At 67.8% G+C, this 17,994-nt stretch carries 15 protein-coding genes and 1 tRNA gene; 6 read left to right on the top strand and 10 right to left on the bottom strand.

The genetic code is table 11. The features are described 5' to 3' along the window. Nucleotides 1-78: 78 nt before the first annotated feature. The 5 genes from A5688_RS14860 to A5688_RS14840 are packed head-to-tail and all read right to left on the bottom strand — an operon-like array spanning nucleotide 79 to nucleotide 6,162. Nucleotides 79-900: an HpcH/HpaI aldolase/citrate lyase family protein gene (locus tag A5688_RS14860; protein WP_067829138.1), complete on the bottom strand. Its 822-nt coding sequence runs from the start codon at nucleotides 898-900 to the stop codon at nucleotides 79-81. Then, the gene (locus tag A5688_RS14855; protein ID WP_067829135.1) at nucleotides 897-1,406 is read right to left on the bottom strand and encodes a MaoC family dehydratase; all 510 of its coding nucleotides are present in this window, start codon (nucleotides 1,404-1,406) and stop codon (nucleotides 897-899) included. Before A5688_RS14855 ends, A5688_RS14860 begins: the two co-directional genes overlap by 4 nt. Beyond that, nucleotides 1,403-2,569: an acyl-CoA dehydrogenase family protein gene (locus tag A5688_RS14850; RefSeq protein ID WP_067829132.1), complete on the bottom strand. Its 1,167-nt coding sequence runs from the start codon at nucleotides 2,567-2,569 to the stop codon at nucleotides 1,403-1,405. The genes A5688_RS14855 and A5688_RS14850 overlap by 4 nt, the downstream gene beginning before the upstream one ends. Before the next feature lie 6 nt (nucleotides 2,570-2,575). Next, nucleotides 2,576-4,564, bottom strand: a complete 1,989-nt coding sequence (locus tag A5688_RS14845; protein WP_067911405.1) for an acetyl-CoA carboxylase biotin carboxylase subunit — start codon at nucleotides 4,562-4,564, stop codon at nucleotides 2,576-2,578. 5 nt (nucleotides 4,565-4,569) lie between these two features. After that, nucleotides 4,570-6,162: a carboxyl transferase domain-containing protein gene (locus tag A5688_RS14840; RefSeq protein WP_067911408.1), complete on the bottom strand. Its 1,593-nt coding sequence runs from the start codon at nucleotides 6,160-6,162 to the stop codon at nucleotides 4,570-4,572. 183 nt (nucleotides 6,163-6,345) lie between these two features. Here A5688_RS14840 and A5688_RS14835 point away from each other — a divergent pair, with 183 nt between their 5' ends. Both A5688_RS14835 and A5688_RS14830 read left to right on the top strand, forming a co-directional pair. Further along, nucleotides 6,346-7,002, top strand: a complete 657-nt coding sequence (locus A5688_RS14835) for an SACE_7040 family transcriptional regulator (RefSeq protein WP_067911411.1) — start codon at nucleotides 6,346-6,348, stop codon at nucleotides 7,000-7,002. Nucleotides 7,003-7,065: 63 nt separating this feature from the next. Beyond that, nucleotides 7,066-7,842, top strand: a complete 777-nt coding sequence (locus tag A5688_RS14830) for an MmpS family transport accessory protein (protein WP_082951064.1) — start codon at nucleotides 7,066-7,068, stop codon at nucleotides 7,840-7,842. A gap of 9 nt (nucleotides 7,843-7,851) precedes the next feature. Here the strand turns inward: A5688_RS14830 and A5688_RS14825 are convergent, their stop codons facing one another. Further along, nucleotides 7,852-9,204 carry an MFS transporter gene (locus A5688_RS14825; protein ID WP_067911414.1) on the bottom strand — a complete coding sequence of 451 codons (1,353 nt, stop codon included), beginning with the start codon at nucleotides 9,202-9,204 and terminating at the stop codon, nucleotides 7,852-7,854. Nucleotides 9,205-9,273: 69 nt separating this feature from the next. Between A5688_RS14825 and cmrA the strand changes: the two genes are divergently transcribed. Then, complete coding sequence (gene cmrA, locus A5688_RS14820) at nucleotides 9,274-10,080, top strand: mycolate reductase (RefSeq protein WP_067829112.1); 807 nt, start codon at nucleotides 9,274-9,276, stop codon at nucleotides 10,078-10,080. Between the two features lie 3 nt (nucleotides 10,081-10,083). Here cmrA and A5688_RS14815 read toward each other — a convergent pair whose 3' ends face one another. Beyond that, nucleotides 10,084-11,664, bottom strand: coding sequence for a helicase HerA-like domain-containing protein (locus tag A5688_RS14815; protein ID WP_067911418.1), 1,581 nt, complete (start codon nucleotides 11,662-11,664; stop codon nucleotides 10,084-10,086). A gap of 175 nt (nucleotides 11,665-11,839) precedes the next feature. On the opposite strand from A5688_RS14815, the gene orn reads away from it, so the two are divergent. The 3 genes from orn (at nucleotide 11,840) to A5688_RS14800 (ending at nucleotide 13,132) form a co-directional block, all read left to right on the top strand. Further along, nucleotides 11,840-12,487, top strand: coding sequence for an oligoribonuclease (gene orn / locus A5688_RS14810; protein ID WP_067911421.1), 648 nt, complete (start codon nucleotides 11,840-11,842; stop codon nucleotides 12,485-12,487). Nucleotides 12,488-12,542: 55 nt separating this feature from the next. Beyond that, a tRNA-His gene (locus A5688_RS14805) sits at nucleotides 12,543-12,618 on the top strand. A gap of 157 nt (nucleotides 12,619-12,775) precedes the next feature. After that, nucleotides 12,776-13,132: a hypothetical protein gene (locus A5688_RS14800; RefSeq protein WP_242663208.1), complete on the top strand. Its 357-nt coding sequence runs from the start codon at nucleotides 12,776-12,778 to the stop codon at nucleotides 13,130-13,132. 8 nt (nucleotides 13,133-13,140) lie between these two features. On the opposite strand, the gene A5688_RS14795 is transcribed toward A5688_RS14800, so the two are convergent. The 3 genes from A5688_RS14795 to A5688_RS14785 form a co-directional block, all read right to left on the bottom strand. Beyond that, nucleotides 13,141-14,337 carry a L,D-transpeptidase gene (locus A5688_RS14795; protein WP_067829103.1) on the bottom strand — a complete coding sequence of 399 codons (1,197 nt, stop codon included), beginning with the start codon at nucleotides 14,335-14,337 and terminating at the stop codon, nucleotides 13,141-13,143. Nucleotides 14,338-14,558: 221 nt separating this feature from the next. Next, the gene (locus A5688_RS14790) at nucleotides 14,559-15,461 is read right to left on the bottom strand and encodes a DMT family transporter (RefSeq protein WP_067911423.1); all 903 of its coding nucleotides are present in this window, start codon (nucleotides 15,459-15,461) and stop codon (nucleotides 14,559-14,561) included. 77 nt (nucleotides 15,462-15,538) lie between these two features. Further along, nucleotides 15,539-17,896 (bottom strand): MMPL family transporter, encoded by a 2,358-nt coding sequence (locus A5688_RS14785; RefSeq protein ID WP_067911427.1) that lies wholly within the window; start codon nucleotides 17,894-17,896, stop codon nucleotides 15,539-15,541. Nucleotides 17,897-17,994: the final 98 nt, after the last annotated feature.

The raw sequence follows: 17,994 nt of genomic DNA, 5'->3' as shown, positions 1-17,994 counted from the left end.
GAGACCGCGGGATTGCGAAGACGGCGCAGCGTGTCGCGCTGCGGCGCAGGAATTCCGTCCGGGCGGTTCCCGAAGCCGTCAGTCGGGGACGGTCTCACCCGCCCTGCGCAACGTCATGTGCGCGTGCTTGAGCACCGGCGAGTCGACCATCTGTCCTTCGAACGCGAAGACCCCGCGCTCGGAACGCGCCGCCGTCAGCACCCGTCGTGCCCAGTCCAGCCTCTCGTCGCTGGGCCGGTACGCCTCGCGGACCACCGGGATCTGGCTCGGGTGGATGCACACCGTGCCGGCGAAACCCAGCGCGACGGCGTCTTCGGCCTCGTCCCGCAAACCATCCAGGTCCCGGATGTCCAGGTGCACCGCGTCGAGCGCGACCCGGCCAAAGGTGGACGCCGTGAGCAGGGCCGCAGACCGCACGTGATGGGCGACGTCCCGGTAGGTGCCGTCGGCCTTGCGACTGGAGCTACCGCCGAGCGCGGCCACCAGGTCCTCGGCGCCCCACATCAGCGCCACGGTGCCCTGTGCCGCCGCGATTTCGGTGGCGAACACCGCACCGCGCGGCGTCTCCAGCAGCGCGATCACATCGCGCGGCGCCAGCGCCGTCACCTGCGCGGCCGACTCCGTCTTGGACAACATCACCGTGGTGTACGCGGTCCCGGCCAAGGCTTCGAGGTCGAGAGGGTATTCCGCGGTGTCGGCCGCGTTGACCCGTACGACGGTGCGCTCGGGGTCCAGCGGTGTCTCCTGCAATGCCTTGCGCGCCGCGGGCTTGTCCGCTTCGGCCACGCCGTCCTCGAGGTCGAGGATCACCACATCGGCGGCAGCGGCGGCCTTGGCGAAACGCTCGGGACGGTCGGCCGGGCAGAAGAGCCATCCGGGGCCGGCGGTTTGCAGGTTCACTTGGTCTCCTGGTTGCTTGGGCGCTTCTGCACCAGCGTGGTGCGCACGGCGAGCGCGACGACCTCGCCGTGCTGGTTGCGTCCCGTGTGCTCGAGGGTGACGATGCCTTCGCCGGGCCGGCTTTTCGATTCGCGCTTGCCCGTGCACACCGTTTCGGCGTACAGGGTGTCGCCGTGGAAAACGGGCTTGGGGAAGGACACCTCGGAGAAACCCAGGTTGGCCACGATGGTGCCGAGCGTCAGCTGCGACACCGACAGCCCGACCAGTGTGGAGAGGGTGAACATGGAGTTGACCAGCCGCTCGCCCCGGAAGCCGGGCTGCTCGGCGGCCCAGGCCGCGTCGAGGTGCAGCGACTGGGTGTTCATCGTCAGCGTGGTGAACAGGACGTTGTCGGCCTCGGTGACGGTGCGGCCGGGCCGGTGCAGGTAGGTGGTGCCGGTCTCGAACTCCTCAAACCACAAGCCCCGCTGGACAATCGACTTGCCTTCCTGGTCGGGTGCGCTCATGACAACCCGAGCGATCGCGCGATGAGCATCAACTGCACTTCGGTAGTCCCTTCACCGATCTCGAGTATCTTGCTGTCGCGGTAGTGCCGCGCCACCGGATATTCGTTCATGAAGCCGTAGCCGCCGTGGATCTGGGTGGCGTCGCGGGCGTTGTCCATCGCGGCCTCCGAGGAGATCATCTTCGCGATCGCCGCATCCTTCTTGAAAGGCTTGCCCGCCAACATCTTTGCTGCCGCATCGTAGTATGCCGTGCGCGCGACGTGTGCCCGCGCCTCCATCCGCGCGATCTTGAAGCTGATCGCCTGGTAGGAGCCGATCGGCTTGCCGAACGATTCGCGTTCCTTGGCGTACTTGACGCTCTCGTCGACGCAGCCCTGTGCCACCCCGGTGGCCAGCGCGGCGATCGCGATGCGGCCCTCGTCGAGGATGGACAGGAAGTTCGCATACCCGGTTCCGCGGGCGCCCAGCAGATTCTCCTCGGGCACGCGAGCGTCGGCGAAGGTCAGCGGGTGGGTGTCCGAGGCGTTCCAGCCGACCTTGTTGTACACCGGCTCGACGGTGAATCCCGGTGTGCCGTTGGGCAGGACGATCGTCGAGATCTCTTTCTTGCTGTCGCCGACGGTCCCGGTGACCGCGGTGACGGTGACCAGCGAGGTGATGTCGGTGCCGGAGTTGGTGATGAATTGCTTGGCGCCGTTGATCACCCACTCGCCGTTTTCCAGCCGCGCGGTGGTGCGCGTGCCACCGGCGTCGGAACCGGCGCCCGGTTCGGTCAGCCCGAAGCCGGCCAGCGCCCGTCCGGCGACCAAGTCAGGCAGCCACTTCTGCTTCTGCTCCTCGGTGCCGAACCGGTAGATCGGCATCGCGCCCAACCCCACGCCGGCTTCCAGCGTGATGGCCACCGACTGGTCGACCTTGCCGAGCTCCTCGAGGGCCAGCGCCAGCGCGAAATAATCGCCGCCCATGCCGCCGTACTCTTCCGGGAACGGCAGCCCGAACAGCCCCATCTCGCCCATCTTGGCGACGACCTCGTACGGGAAGCTGTGCTCCTCATCGTGTTTCGCCGACACGGGTGCGACCACGGTCCGTGCGAAATCGGCGACGGTGGCGCGCAGGTCTTCGTATTCCTTGGGTAGCGTTCCCGCGGTAATCGTTGTCGTCATGATCCCTTAATCCTTGCTTTCTTCGGGCGCCAGCCGGGCCAGCACCTGGTCCACCGTCACCTGATCGCCAACGGAGACGAGCACCTCCACCTGTCCCGAAATCGGTGCGGCAAGCGAATGTTCCATTTTCATCGCCTCGACGACGACCACCACGTCGCCTTCGGAAACGTCGGCGCCCGAGGATGCCTGAATCGCGATCACGCTGCCGGGCATCGGGCTGACGATCTCGGCCCGCTGCGCGCCCGCGGCGCGGTGGATCTTGTTCTCCTCCGCCTCACGCAGGTGCCAGGTTCCCCGCTCGTCGGCGATCCACAGATGCCGGTCCGCCTCGGCCCAGCGGTATTCGCGGCGCACACCGTCCAGCGTCACTCTCATCCGGTCGCGCTCAACTTGCACTGCGGCGGAATGGGTCTCATTCTCGCCTACCTGTACGGTGGCCGCCTGGGGCAGCCCCCACACCGACACCGTCTCACTGCGCAGCGGGGTGCGCATGTCGGTGCGGACGGGCGCCGGGCTACCGCCGACCCGCCACCCCGTCGGCGCCGCCCAGGGATTGCCCGCGAAGCGGCGAGCCGAAAACGCCAGCGCCGACTGCCGATAGAGACCGGCCGCCGCGAGCACGTCATCGGGTGCCGGCAGCGGAGCGAAGTCCGACAGCCGCTCGTCCAGCAGCGCGGTGTCCAGATCGCCGGCTCGCACCCGTTCGTCGGCGAGCAGGAACCGGAGGAATTCGATGTTGGTCTGGACTCCCAGGATCGCGGTGCGGCTCAAAGCCCGGTCGAGCTTCGCCAGCGCCTCGTCGCGGTCGGTCCCGTGGGCGATCACCTTGCTCAGCATCGGGTCGTAGTCGCTGCCGACCACCGTCCCCGGCAGCAGCGAGGAGTCGACCCGCACACCGGCACCGGACGGCTCGGAAACCTGCAGCACCCGCCCGCCGGTCGGCAGGAATCCGCGAGCCGGATCCTCGGCGTACACGCGGGCCTCGATCGCGTGCCCGTGCAGTTCGATGTCGTCCTGGGCGATCACCAGCTTCTCGCCGGCGGCCACCCGCAGCTGCCACTCGACCAGGTCCAGCCCGGTGACCGCCTCGGTGACCGGATGTTCAACCTGCAGGCGGGTGTTCATCTCCATGAAGAAGAACTCGTCGGGCCGGTCCGCGGAGACGATGAATTCGACCGTGCCCGCGCCGACATAATCGACGCTGCGTGCGGTGTTGCAGGCGGCCGCCCCGATGCGCGCCCGCGTCGCCTCGTCGAGCAACGGCGAGGGCGCCTCCTCGATCACCTTCTGATGGCGTCGCTGCAGGCTGCACTCGCGCTCGCCGAGGTGCACGATGTTGCCATGCGTGTCGGCGAGCACCTGCACCTCGATGTGCCTGGGCCGCAACACGAATCGTTCGAGGAACAGCGTGTCGTCGCCGAAGGACGAGGCGGCCTCGCGCCGCGCCCCGACCAGCGCCTCGCGCAGCTTGGCCGGTTCCTCCACCAGTCGCATGCCCTTGCCGCCGCCGCCCGCGGACGGTTTGATCAGCACCGGATATCCGACCTCGTCCGCGGCCGCGACCAGGTCGTCGTCGCTCAGCCCGGGCTTGGCCACGCCGGGCACCACCGGCACGTCGAAGGCGGCGACCGCGTTCTTGGCGGTGATCTTGTCGCCCATCACCTGTATCGCGCGGACCGGCGGCCCCAGGAAGATGACCCCGGCCCGCTCGCAGGCGGCCGCGAAATCGGCGTTCTCGGAGAGGAATCCATACCCGGGGTGGATCGCTTGAGATCCGGTGCGCAGGGCCGCCTCGACGACCTTGTCGATGTTCAGATAGCTCTCGCGCGCCGCGGCGGGTCCCAACCGCACCGCTTCGTCGGCCTCGCGCACATGCCGGGCGCCATCGTCGGGATCGCTGTAGACGGCGACCGAGCGGATGCCCAGCCGTCGCAGGGTCCGGATCACCCGCACCGCGATCTCGCCGCGGTTGGCCACTAGTACGGTCTCGAACACTGCACTCACATCCGGAAGACGCCGTAGGAGACGGGTTCCAGCGGCGCCTGGGCGCACACCGAAAGGGCAAGCCCGACAAAAGTTCTGGTGTCGGCCGGGTCGATGATCCCGTCGTCCCAGAGTCGAGCCGTGGAGTAATAGGGGTTGCCCTGGCTTTCGTACTGTTCGCGAATGGGCGCCTTGAACGCCTCTTCCTCGTCGGCCGACCACGGTTTGCCGGCGGCGGCGAGCTGCTCGCCGCGCACGGTGGCCAGCACCGACGCGGCCTGTTCACCGCCCATCACCGAGATGCGAGCGTTGGGCCACATCCACAGGAAGCGTGGCGAATATGCCCGGCCGCACATCGAATAGTTGCCCGCCCCATAGGATCCACCGATCACGACGGTCAGCTTGGGCACCCGGGCACAGGCGACGGCGGTGACCATCTTGGCGCCGTGCTTGGCGATGCCGCCGGCCTCGTAGTCGCGGCCGACCATGAAGCCGGCGATGTTCTGCAGAAACAGCAGCGGGATCTTGCGCTTGTCGCACAGCTCGATGAAATGTGCTCCCTTCAAGGCGGATTCGCTAAAGAGCACACCGTTGTTGGCCACGATGCCCACGGGGTGGCCGTGGATGTGGGCGAACGCGGTCACCAGCGTCTTGCCGTAATTGGCCTTGAATTCGCTGAATTCGCCGCCGTCGACCAGCCGCACGATCACCTCGTGCACGTCGTAGGGCACCCGCGGGTCGGGTGGCACCACGTCGTAAAGCTCCGTCTGCGCGCAGGTGGGCGGGAGCGGGGTTCGCACGTCCCACGGGCTGGGCTCGCGCGGGCCAAAGGTGGCCGCGATCGCGCGCACGATCCGCAGGGCGTGCTCGTCGTCTTCGGCCAGGTGGTCGGTGACACCGGACACCCGGGAGTGCAGGTCGCCGCCGCCGAGGTCTTCGGCCGACACGATCTCCCCGGTCGCCGCCTTGACCAAGGGCGGGCCGCCCAGGAAGATCGTGCCCTGCTCGCGGACGATGACGGCCTCATCGCTCATCGCCGGCACGTAGGCGCCGCCGGCCGTGCACGAACCGAGCACCGCGGCCACTTGCGGAATTTCCTTGGCGCTCATGGTCGCCTGGTTGTAGAAGATGCGTCCGAAATGCTCGCGGTCGGGGAACACCTCGTCCTGCCGCGGCAAGAACGCGCCCCCGGAGTCCACCAGGTAGATGCACGGGAGCCGATTCTGTAGCGCCACCTCCTGCGCGCGCAGATGCTTCTTGACCGTCATCGGGTAGTAGGTGCCGCCCTTGACCGTCGCGTCGTTGGCAACGATCACGCACTCGCGCTCCGACACGCGGCCGATGCCGGTGATGATCCCGGCGCCGGGGGATTCGTCGCCGTACATGCCGTCCGCGGCCAGCGGTGAAAGCTCCATGAACGGACTACCCGGGTCGAGCAGACGGTCCACCCGCTCGCGGGGCAGCAACTTGCCGCGGCTGACGTGGCGCTCCCGCGCGCGCTCGTTTCCGCCCAGTGCCGCGGCCGCCAGCTTGGTGTTCAACTCACCGACCAGCCGGCGGTGCTCATCGGAGAACGACGCCTTCGCGGGCGCGGTCGCCACGTTGTCCATCGCCGCAGCAGCCTCCTTGCCGTCGTGCGGTCGGGCTATTGAGTTAATGCTCATTAACTCAAGGAGTGAGAATACCATTGCCGCCGTTGCCGGTCCAGGGAGGACCGCAGCGGTCGAAAAATGCGAGTTAATCGCGAGTAACTCGTGCTACGTTGGGGCCAATCAGCCAAACGGAGGTACGTCATGACAACGTCCGCCTCCGAGGGCCGGGCCGGTGCCGCCGATGCCCCAAACCGCCGCAGCCAGTTGAAGTCCGACCGCCGCTTACAACTGCTGTCGGCCGCCGAGCGGCTCTTCGCCGAGCGCGGGTTCCTCGCGGTGCGGCTGGAAGACATCGGGGCCGCCGCCGGGGTCAGCGGGCCGGCCATCTACCGGCACTTCCCCAACAAAGAGTCGCTGCTGGTCGAGTTGCTGGTGGGGATCAGCACCCGGCTGCTCGCCGGCGCCCGGCAGGTGCAGACCGACACCCCCGACGCCGCCGCCGCGCTGGACGGGCTGATCGACTTCCATCTGGACTTCGTGTTCAACGAGCCCGACCTGATCCGCATTCAGGATCGCGACCTTGCGTACCTGCCGGAGGCCGCCGAAAAGCAGGTGCGCAAATCCCAGCGCCAATACGTCGAGGTCTGGGTGGGCGTGCTGCGGGAGCTGAACCCCGAGCTGGCCGAGGCGGACGCCCGGCTGACCGCGCACGCCGTGTTCGGCCTGCTGAATTCGACACCGCACAGCATGAAGTCCCCCGATACTGCACGCAGCAAGACCGTGCGCGCGGCGCGATCGCGCAGCGTCATGCGGGCGATGACGGTGGCCGCGCTCGCCGCCGGAAATCAGTGCCCCTGAGCTGCCCGTCGTAAAGTGACTCAGGGTTTTAACACCGAGTCCAGGTACCCTGCAAGCCATGAGGTGGACATGAACGATTCACGTCCCACCGAGCGGTTTAGTACATCGCAGCCGGGGCCGCAGCAGCCGAGGTATTCGCCCTCCGCTGATCCCGCGTACGCCGACCAGACGCCGTACGCGCCCCACTACGGCGCAACACCGTCGCCCTGGGCGCCCACCCCGGACGAAACGAACACGACCAAACGGCTGCCGGCCTACTGGCAGCAGGACCTTCCCCCGTCGGGCGGCCTGCCGCCGGGCATGGCTCCCCCGCCGCCGGACGGGCCGAAGTCGTCGCGATGGTTGTGGCTCGGCGCCGGCGCGGCGGTCCTGCTGGTCGTCGCTTTGGTGATCGCGCTGGTGCTCGCCAACGACGCGATCAAGACCCAGACCGCCGTCCCGCCGCTGCCGGCGATGCCCGAGCCGAGCCCGCAGAGCCCGACCACGACGACGCACCGGTCACCGTCGCTCATCCCGGTCCCGATACCGCCGACCAGCGGCCCCGAGACGCCGCCCGAGACGACCGGGCCGGCCGCAATGCAAGACGTTGTCTACACCGTCAGCGGTGAGGGGCGCGCGATCAGCATCATGTACATCGATACCGGCGGGCTCATCCAGACCGAATTCAACGTCGCGCTGCCCTGGAGCAAAGAGGTCAGCCTGTCGAAGTCCGCTTCCCACCCGGCCAACGTCACGATCGTCAACATCGGTCACAGCGTCACCTGCACGCTCACCGTCGACGGGGTTCAGGTCAGCAAGCGGGTCGGCGGCGGCCTGACGATCTGCGACGCCCGCGGCTAGCGCGGCCGGCTACGACGGTTCTACCGCGGGCTCGGTCACCACGACGCCGCGCAGCGGAACGCGGACCACCAGCATCGCCACCAGCCCCGCGATCAGCACCAGCGAAATCCCGCCCAGGCCGGCCCGCACGGCGCCGAAAACGTCGACGAACACCGAGAACAGCCACGGCGCGACGAACGCCACCGCCCGCCCGGTCATGGTGTAGAGGCCGAACGCGACCCCTTCCCTGCCGTGCTTGGCCATCTGTAGCAGCAGCGCGCGCGACGACGACTGGGACGGCCCGATGAACACGCACAGCAGCAGCCCGCACACCCAGAACGCCACCGGCCCGGACAACACCATCAAGGTCAGGCCCAGGACGACGATCGCGGACAGGGACGCCACGATGACGGGTTTCGATCCGACGCGGTGGTCGACGAACCCGCCCAGCACCGCGCCCACCGCGGCAACCACACTGGCGGCCACCCCGAAGATCAGCACGTTGGCCTGCGAGATGCCGTACACGTTGACGCCGAGCACCGCACCGAACGCGAAGATCGCCGCCAGCCCGTCCCGGAAGAGCGCGCTGGCGAACAGGAAGTACACCAGGTTGCGATCGCGCCTCCATTCCGCGCTGATTTCGGTCCACAGCTTGCGATAGCCACCCAGCATGCTCGTCGGCTGATGCGCCTCCGGCGATTCGCTCAGCCGGTGCGCGACGAACAGCAGCGGCAGCGCCAGCACCGCGAACCAGATCGCGGCCACCACCATCGCCTCGCGGACATACAGCCCGTCCCGCAAGGGAACTGCCAGCAGGCCACGCGTGGCGTCGGGTCCGGTGCCGGACCCGGAGATGAACCCGGTGTAGATCACCAGCAGCAGCAGGACGCTTCCCAGATAACCCGCCGCCCAGCCGAATCCGGATATCCGCCCGGCCGTCTGCGGCGTCGAGAGCTGACGCAGCATGGCGTTGTACGGGACGCTGGCCAGGTCGCCGCAGGCGGCCGTCGCGCCCAACAGCACCAGGCCCGCCCACAGGTAGGCGGGGCGGTCGCGGACGAAGAACATCAGGCAGGTCAGCGTCACAGCGGCGGCGGTCAGCACACTCAAGGCCACCCGCCTGCGGTGCGGGGACTCCACCCACACGCCGACGGCGGGCGCCAGCACGGCGACGGTCAGCCCGGCGACGGCCGCAGCGCGGCCCAACCAGCTCGCCGGCGAGGTGGTTCCGGATATCCCGACGCCAACGCTGCTGGTCAGATAGACGGCGAAGACGAAGGTGGCCACGATCGCGTTCAGACCGGTCGAGCCGCAATCCCAGAGCGCCCACGCGAACACGTGCGACCGCACGGGCGTGGCGGCACGCGGCTCCGGCTGGCTCATGCCCGGCAACTCTATAGGCGCCCGCGATCGCCTGCGGGCCACGTATCGCCCGCTGTCTACGATTGGCGCATGCCGATACCCGCTCCTAGCCCCGAGGCGCGCGCCGTTGTCACCGGAGCTTCGCAGAACATCGGTGAAGCGCTCGCCACCGAACTCGCCGCACGCGGACACAACCTGATAGTCACCGCGCGCCGCGAAGACCTGCTCAAGGACCTGGCCGCTCGCCTGACCGACAAGTACGGCGTCACCGTCGAGGTTCGCCCCGCCGACCTTGCCGACCCGGCCGAACGCGCGAAACTGTGCGACGAACTGGGCGCCCGCCCCATTTCGATCCTGTGCGCCAATGCCGGCACCGCCACCTTCGGTCCGGTCGCCACGCTCAATCCGGCCGGTGAAAAGGCGCAGCTGCAGCTGAATGTCCTTGGCGTGCACGACCTTACGTTGGCGGTGCTGCCCGGGATGGTCGAACGGAAGGCCGGCGGCATCCTGATTTCCGGCTCGGCGGCGGGTAATTCGCCGATCCCCTACAACGCGACTTATGCGGCCACCAAGGCGTTCGCGAACACCTTCAGCGAATCGCTGCGCGGCGAACTGCGCGGGTCCGGTGTCAATGTGACGCTGCTGGCGCCGGGCCCGGTACGCACCGACCTGCCCGATGACACCGAGGCCTCGATCGTCGAGCGGCTGGTGCCCGACTTCCTCTGGATCTCGACCGAGCACACCGCGCGGGTATCGCTGGATGCGTTGGCGCGCAACAAGATGCGTGTCGTGCCGGGCCTGACGTCGAAGGCCATGTCGGTGGCCAGCGGGTACGGTCCGCGCGCCATCGTGGCGCCCATTGTGGGCGCGTTCTACAAAAAGCTCGGCGGCGGGTAGGCGTTACCTCCGGCGGCGGCCGGTGCCGAAGATGCCCTTCACCGCCTCGCGTATCGCGGTGTTGATGCCGCTTTTCACCGTCGGGTTCTGCAGGACTTCCTCCCACATGGAGGGACCCTTCGACCCCTTGGGCTCCGCCGGTTCCGGCATCGGCGGGACCGGCTCGTTCGGCGGCACCGGCGGGTAGCCGGGCTGGGCCTGCGGCGGCTGCGGCGCGGGCTGGGCTTGCTGATCCCGCGGTCCGGCCTGGGGCTGCGCCGGCTGGGCGACCGTCTGACCGTATTTCGCCTGCAGCGGACTGCTTTTCGCCGCGGCTTCGATCGCGTCGGTGCCGATCGAGGCCATCAGCGAGCGCGGCACTCGCATCCGGGTCCACGCGACGGGCGTCGGTGCGCCCTTCTCGGACAGCACGGTGACGACGGCCTCGCCGATCCCCAGCGACGTCAGCGCCGACTCCAGGTCGTAGACATCGGTTTTCGGGTAGGTGCGGACGGTCTTGCTCAGCGCCTTCTGGTCGTCGGGCGTGAACGCCCGCAGCGCGTGCTGGATCCGGGCGCCCAGCTGGGAGAGCACGTCGTTGGGGATGTCCGTCGGCAGCTGCGTGCAGAAGAACACCCCGACGCCCTTGGAGCGGATCAGCTTGACGGTCTGCTCGACCTGCTCGAGGAAGGCCTTGGACGCGTCGGCGAACAACAGGTGCGCCTCGTCGAAGAAGAACACCAGCTTGGGCCGGTCCACGTCACCGACCTCGTCCAGTTTCGCGTACAGGTCGGCGAGCAGCCACATCAGGAAGGTGGAGAAGATGACGGGACGCACCGACTGACCGGTGAACTCCAGCAGCGAGACGATGCCCTGGCCCCGCTCGTTGGCGCGCAGCAGATCGTTCGGGTCGAGCTTGGGCTCGCCGAAGAACGTGTCCCCGCCCTCGGCATCGAGGTTCACCAGCGCCCGCAGGATGACGCCCGCCGTCGTCGCCGACACGCCTCCCAGCGACTTCAGGTCTTCCTTGCCCTCGTCACTGGTCAGGTAGCCGATCGCGCCGCGGAGATCGTCCGTGGTGACCAGCCGACGATTTTGATCCTTGGCCCAGTGGAAGATCAGCCCCAGCGTCGACTCCTGGGTGGCGTTGAGCCCCAACACTTTCGACAACAGCACCGGGCCGAAGCTGTCGACGGTCGCGCGTATCGGCACGCCGATTCCATTGGTGCCCAACGACAAAAACTCGACCGGATACCCCGTCGGCTCCCAGTTGTCGCCGGTGTCCTTGGCCCGCGCGGCGGTCTTGTCGTTGCCCTCGCCGGGCCGGGCCAGCCCGGACAGGTCGCCCTTCACATCGGCCATCAGCACGGGCACACCGGCGGCACTGAGCTGCTCGGCGATCAGTTGCAGCGTCTTGGTCTTGCCCGTTCCGGTGGCCCCGGCCACCAGGCCGTGCCTGTTGATGGTGGCCAGCGGGATACGGATCTGCGCCGCCGGGTCGGCCGCGCCGTCGATGACGACCGTGCCCAATTCCAGCGACTGGCCGTCGACGGCGTAGCCGCCGGCGATCTGCGTCGCGGCCGTGGCCGCCGAATCGGTGCTCATCGTGCTGCGCCCCTCTTCCCCGGTGGTTCGGCATGCAGTTCGACAACGCTCACCCTACTTCTCTAGCGGATACGGGGGCGAGGGCCGCCGCGGGCGTCACCTGGGCCTCGTCTGATGGTGGCGACCCGCCACGCCCGGCTCCGCCGCAGTTGCGATCACAACTAGTCTGAGCGCTGTGCGAGACGAATTGGTGTGGATCGACTGCGAGATGACCGGGCTTGATCTGGGTTCGGACAAGCTGATTGAGATCGCGGCGCTGGTGACCGACGCCGATTTGAACATTCTCGGCGAGGGGGTCGACGTGGTGATCCATGCCGACGATGCCGCGCTTGCGGCAATGGGCGAGGTGGTCACCGAAATGCACTCGCGTTCCGGTCTGACCGACGAAGTGAGGGCCTCCACCGTCGACCTGGCGACCGCGGAGGCGATGGTTCTGGACTACATCGGCGAACACGTCAAGCAACCCAAGACGGCGCCGCTGGCCGGAAACTCCATCGCCACCGACCGCGCCTTCATCGTGCGCGACATGCCCGCCCTGGACTCGTTCCTGCACTACCGCATGATCGACGTGAGCTCGATCAAGGAGCTCTGCCGGCGCTGGTACCCGCGGATTTACTTCGGCCAGCCGGTCAAGGGGCTGGCCCACCGCGCGCTGGCCGACATCCATGAATCCATCCGCGAGCTGCAGTTCTACCGGCAGACCGCATTCGTCTCGCCACCGGGCCCGTCTACCAGCGAAATCGAGGCGGTGGTCACCGCCCTCGACGGCGGAAAAGACGCACCGGGGCCAAGCGATTCGGCCGGCGCGCCGCCAACCGGCTAGTATCGACGTCGCCGCTCGTTGACCCTCATCGTGCGAAGGTCGGCCTGCGGCCGTGGTGGGTGTAGTTCAGTTGGTAGAGCGTCAGGTTGTGATCCTGAATGTCGCGGGTTCGAGTCCCGTCACTCACCCCACAGGTCAGGGAGCATCGCGCTCCCTGACCTTTTATCGTGTTAAGGACTCCCCGCAACGCGGATGCACCGTGAGTGGAAAACAGTGACCAGACAACCTCCCGCCCCGGCCAGACGGGGCCCGCTTCGCACGGGCCGCTGGGCGACGTATACAGCCGTGGTGGTCGCGCTATTCATCGCGGGCTGCGGCGGCTCGAGTCACACCACGACGACCGTGATCTCCACGCTGCCGGCCGAGACCAAAACGGTGACGAAGACCGTCACCCCGCCACCCCCGCCGGGGCCCAAGACTTCGATCGAGAGCAACGGCACCTACATCGTCAACAAAGACATCGCCGCGGGCACCTATCGCACCGATGGCGGCAAATACGGATGCTATTGGGCCAGGCTGCGCAGTTTCGACACCAACGACATCATCGACAACAACGTCGGCGACGGCCCTCAGGTGGTCCGGATCCTGCCGACCGATGTCGCGTTCATGACCCGCAGCTGCGGGAACTGGCACAAGATCGACTGACCGGCACGTCAGGTGTTGGCGTTGCCCGCCTTCCACTGCGCCCACGGGATGTTCCAGTCGCCGAGCCCCTCGATCCCCGGCAGCGTCGGCCCGACCGTATGCACCACCTCGACGATGTCGCCGCTCTTGCTGTGGTCGTAGAACCACTCGGCGTTGCTCGGGCTGACGTTGAGGCAGCCGTGGCTGGTGTTGGTGTGGCCCTGAGCGCCCACCGACCACGGCGCTGAATGCACGAAGACGCCGCTGTAGGACATCTGCGTGGCCCAGTCGACCTCGGTGCGGTATCCGTTGGGCGAGTTGACCGGAACGCCGTAGGTCGACGAGTCCATGATGATGTGCTTGAACCGCGCGCCGATGATGTAGACGCCGTTGGCCGTTGGAGTACTGTCCTTGCCCATCGACGTCGGCATGGTCTTGACGACGTCACCGTTGACCCGCACGGTCACCGTCTTGGTGGTGTCGTCGGCCGTCGAGACAACCTCGTCGCCGATGGTGAAGTGCGTCTTGACGTTGTCCTCACCGAACATCCCGTCGCCCAGGTCAACCCCGTAGGTGTTGACCGCCACATCGATAACGGTCCCCGACTTCCAGAAACGCTCTGGGCGCCAACGCACTTCGCGGTTGTTCAGCCAGTAGAACGCCCCCTCCACCGGAGGATTAGTGGTGATATTGATGGCCTTCTGCGCTGCCGCCCGGTTCGCGATGTTCTCGTCGAAGCGGATCGCCACCGGCTCGCCGATGCCCACCACGTCGCCGTCGGCCGGACTGACGTAGGGCATGGTCAGATGGGCGGGTGAACTGGTCTCGAACGTCATCTGCTTGCTGGCCGCGCCGCCCAGGCCGGTCGCCTTCGCGCTCAGCGTGTAGCGCCGGTTGTAGCCGAGCTGCTCGGTGGTCGACCAGCGCAGCCCGTCGGGACTCAGCTGCCCACTGATCGACCTGCCGTTCTCGTTGACCATGGTGACCGACGCGAGCACGCCATAGGCGACGGTCACGGTCACCGGCGCATCCACCGTCACACCGACGGCGCCATCGGTCACCGAGGCGGTGAGCTTGGGGACCAGCAGGTCGGCGAACGGGGTGCCCTTGTCGAAGATGACCTTCGGCGGTGCCGCCGCCTGGTTGCTGTGACAGGCGGCGCCGAGGACAGCAATCGGAACCATCGCGGCTACCAGCCACGATCGTCGTCTCCGCAAATGCGCCATCCAGTGACCTTCCCTGTGTTTCTCGAGTTGGTCACCGCTGACCAGCGAGGTAGCTGCAGGCATTCTAATGGCTTTCGCCGACACTCCCATGCGTACGAGAGGCGGGGCGACCGTTCGGTGTCACCACCGCAATGAATTCGTCATTCGGGCGAGGTCCAGCCGCCGCCACCGGCCGATTGCCAGGCCGTCGCGGGCCGATTTCCAGGCCCGCCGCGGTGCGATTACGCCGGCAATCCGACCTCGTCACGCAGCTGCGCCTCGACCCTGTCGCGGGTGCTGACGGCCTCCACGCGCGCGAGCCTGACGATCGCCGCGGTCATCACCAGCGCCGCCACCGCCAGGGCGATCATCCCGGCACGGCCCGTGTTCAGCGTCTCGCCGAGGACGACGACGCCGAGCACCGCGGCCACCACCGGCTGCGACATCTGCAGGGTCGGCATCGACGCGGTCAACGGACCCGCCCGGAACGCCGACTGACTCCACGCCACTCCCCCCAGCGCGACCAGGATGCAGGCATACAGCTCCGGAGTCCGGGTCAGCGCGCCAGCACCGTCACCGAGCCGGGCGACAACCTCCTTCGCGAGCACCGCGAAGACGCCCCACAACGACCCCGATGCGAAGGCGAATAGCGCCGCGGCCGCGGCACCACCCCAGATGCGGCCGACCACCACACAGCCGACCAGCAGCGGCCCAAGGACGGCGGCCACCGCGGCCCACGTCCGCAGCGATGCGCCCGAATGACCGGCCTGCGGATTGCCGACGATCACGACCACGATCACCGCGGCCGTCAGCAACGCAGCCCACACCCATTCGCCACCGGTCACGGTGCGGTGCGAGAACCTGGCGTTGATGGGCAGCGCGAACAGCACCGAGGACATCAGCAGCGCCTGCACCAACAGCACCGAACCCCCGCCCAACGCGGCGGCCTGCAGCGCGATGCTGGCCACCAGCAGCAGTGCGCCCCACCACCACCGCCGGTTACGCAGCAGGCTGGCGAACAGTTCGACGGGGCCGGTCGACCGGTCGGCGATGCAGTGCGCGGCGCGCTGCTGCAGGACGTCGCCGATCGCCACGCACAGCGCAGAACTCAACGCCAGTAGCGCGGCGATATTCGCTTGAGCCATAAGGGTTCTCCGTCGATGTCTGGTAGCACCGGTGTCGTCTATGCGAAAGTCATTGCCCTACAACGCACCTCGTCGTGTCAGCTGCGCCCGGGCGCGGCTCTGGTCGGCCACCTTCTGATCATCGGTCGCGGCACCTCGGGTGCGTCGCGGGCCCAGCGGCCCCGCCCCACCGCGACCTCGCCGCCTTCGCCGGTCACGGACCGGTCCCGCAGCCACGACAACCACCGGGGAGCCCACCATGTCCAGCGGCCCATCAGGTGGATGAAGGCCGGAACCAACACCATTCGCACCAAGGTGGCGTCGACGAGCACACCGAGGGTGAGGCCCAGGCCCAGCATTCGCATGAACGACACATGCGCGGGGATCAGCGCGGCGAACGAAATCGACATCACCAGCGCGGCGGTGGTGACCACCCGGCCGATGCCGGCGATGCCCAGCGCGGTGCTCTCGTCGGTTTCGTGGCGCGCCTGGGCCGGCGTCGGGCGCGTCTCCCGGATGGCCTGCGACGCCAGCCAGTATTCGTGGATGCGCGAGACCAGGAAAACCTCGTAATCCATGGCCAACCCAAAAGCGATGCAGAACAACAACACTGGGATGTTCGCGTTCAACGTCCCGTTGGGGGTGGTGCCCAGCGCACCCAGGTGGCCGTCCTGGAAGATCCACACCATCGCACCGAATGCCGCCGTCAGCGACAGCACGTTGCACACCAGGGCCTGCAGGGGCAGCACCGCGCTGCCGGTGAGCAAAAACAGCAGTGTGAACGTGATCAGCGCGATCAGCGCGAACACGAGCGGCAGACGCTTGGTGATCGCATCGACGCTGTCCCGGTTGATCTGCGCCAGCCCGGTCATCTCCACCGGCCGCCCCGCCGGGCCGCCGACCCGATGCAATCGATCGAGCTGGGTGTTCGAGGCCCGCGAGTACAGCGGCGCCGAGCTGCCCACGGTGAAGAATGCGCTGCCGTTGGCCACGCCGGTGGCCGCGGCGGGCGGCCCCACCCGCTTCCCGGCCACGAACGTCCCCATCGGTGCGGTGACCGCGGTCACGTCGGGCACCCGGGACAGCTCGGTGGCGTAGCGCCGCAGTTCGCCGGGGGTCACCCCGTTGGCGTCGGGGACCACCACGGACACCGAGGTTCCCAGGCCGTTCGCGAAATCGCTGTCCAGCATGTCGGCCACCTGGCGCGCCGACGCCGATCGTGGGAGCACCCGCTCGTCGGGAAAACCCCACTTCACCCCCAGAAACGGCACGCCCAGCAACAGCAGCAGCACGACGACGCTCAGCCCGACCGGCATGGCGCGGCGCAGGACGAACTTCGTCGACCGGTACCAGAATTGCGACACGAGCGGGTTGTGCGCGGGATCGCGGAATGAGCGCTGCCCGTGCAGGATGCGGTGCATCATTCGGCGGGCGTCCATCGTGTTCAACCGGGGCCCCAGCAGCACGATCGCCGCCGGGGTCACCACCACGGCCGCGATCGCGACGATCACCGCGGTGGCCACGATCGTGTAGGCCGACGACTTCAGGAAGTACATCGGGAACAGCGCCATCACCGCCATCGACAAACCGACTGTGGTGGCCGAGAACAGCACGGTCCGACCGGCGGTGGCCATGGTGCGGTACAACGCCCGATCCCGGTCCTCGGTTCGCGCCAGCTCCTCGCGGTAGCGGGTGATGATCAGCAGGTTGTAGTCGATTGCCAGGGCGAGGCCCATCGCGATGCTGAGGTCCAGCGCGTACGTCGATACGTCGGTGGCGAAGCTGATCAGCCGCAACACCGACATGGTGCACACGATGGCCAACGCACCAAGGACGATGGGCAGCGCCGCCGCCACCACTCCGCCCAGCACCCAGACCAGCACCGCGAAACTCAGCGGGATCGCGATGGACTCCATCAACAGCAGATCGCGCTGGTTTTGGTCATTGATCTGCGCATACGCCACGGCCATCCCGCCGGCGCGCACGGTGACGCCGTCGCGGTCATGCACCAGGTCCTTGGTCAGCGCGCTGGCGTAGTTCTGCGCGTCGTTTTCCCCGCCTTTCAGGCCGGCCACGATCATTCCGGACTTCTCATCCTTGCTGACCAGCTGGGCCGCGGCCGGGGGCGGTGACGTCCACGCCGACGACACATTGAGCACCCACGGCGATCGTTTCAGCTGCTCGGCAATCTCCGTGCCGGCCCGGCGCGCCTGATCACCGCGGGCGCCGGTGGGCGCGGTCACCACGATCAGCATCTGCTGATCGGTCTGGTGGAACTTGTCCCGAAGGGTGTCGGTCGCGCGGGAAGACTCCGAGGTGGGGTCCTGGAATCCACCGCCGGAAAGACCGTTGACCACCGGCAGCCCGAAGATCGCCGCCCCCAGCAGGAGCAGCACGGCGACCGCAATGATGCGGCGCGGCGCGGCGATCGCAAGCCGGGTGATTACGTGCAGCATGGCCTATCGCCTACCCGAAAGCGTGCCGTTTGACCCGCCCGGAATCTAATTGCTCGCATCGGCCCGAATTCGCGCGCATCGCTCCTATGTTCGGATCG

The organism is Mycobacterium mantenii, assembly GCF_001667865.1.
Lineage (GTDB): Bacteria > Actinomycetota > Actinomycetes > Mycobacteriales > Mycobacteriaceae > Mycobacterium > Mycobacterium mantenii_A.
Note: the sequence above shows the minus strand (reverse complement) of the source record. Positions and strands in the feature narration are given on the sequence as shown.